General features: G+C 59.2%; 2 protein-coding genes. One reads left to right on the top strand and one right to left on the bottom strand.

The features are described 5' to 3' along the window. Positions 1 to 184, top strand: a 184-nt coding sequence (locus CXR03_RS19050; RefSeq protein ID WP_146070578.1) for a hypothetical protein, incomplete at its 5' end; no start/stop codon positions are given. Between the two features lie 55 nt (positions 185 to 239). On the opposite strand, the gene CXR03_RS19045 is transcribed toward CXR03_RS19050, so the two are convergent. Beyond that, on the bottom strand, positions 240 to 507 hold a 268-nt coding region (locus tag CXR03_RS19045), incomplete at its 5' end, for a thermonuclease family protein (protein WP_219816293.1).

Here is a 507-nt window from a genome sequence, read left to right as displayed (position 1 = left end):
CGCAACCCCGGACAAGATCCAGTTTTCGCCTGGCCTGCCGAAGACCCGTTCAGGCAAGATCATGCGCCGCATCCTGCGCAAGATCGCCGAAGACGATTTCGGCGCGCTTGGTGATACCTCGACCCTGGCCGATCCGGCTGTGGTCGACGATCTCATCGCCAACCGGCAGAACAAGATCGGCTGATCATTCTCCGGAGAAAATGAAGAAAGGGGCTTCCGCACGGGAGCCCCTTTTCTGTTCAGTCATTCGGGCAGGGACGTTTGCTCTTCGATCGTCCCTGATAGGGCTCGACGAGACCGGCTTCGAGAAGATGTTGTGCCGGGCGCATTCCATCCTGAAGCGCGAGATCAGCGACCACGCGGCCGAAATATTTGTCGCCCGAGATTGCGGTGAGCGATACAATGTCTTGCCCGTTCATAAGGTCGGTCAGTTCTTCCTTGGCGCGCAGGGCCGCTTTTCGGAATGCCGGGCACGTCGATTTCAGTTCGGGTGCATCGATGCCGCGG

It is taken from the genome of Arthrobacter sp. 08Y14, from assembly GCF_002929455.1.
GTDB classification, from domain to species: Bacteria; Actinomycetota; Actinomycetes; order Actinomycetales; family Micrococcaceae; genus Arthrobacter_B; species Arthrobacter_B sunyaminii.
Note: the sequence above shows the minus strand (reverse complement) of the source record. Positions and strands in the feature narration are given on the sequence as shown.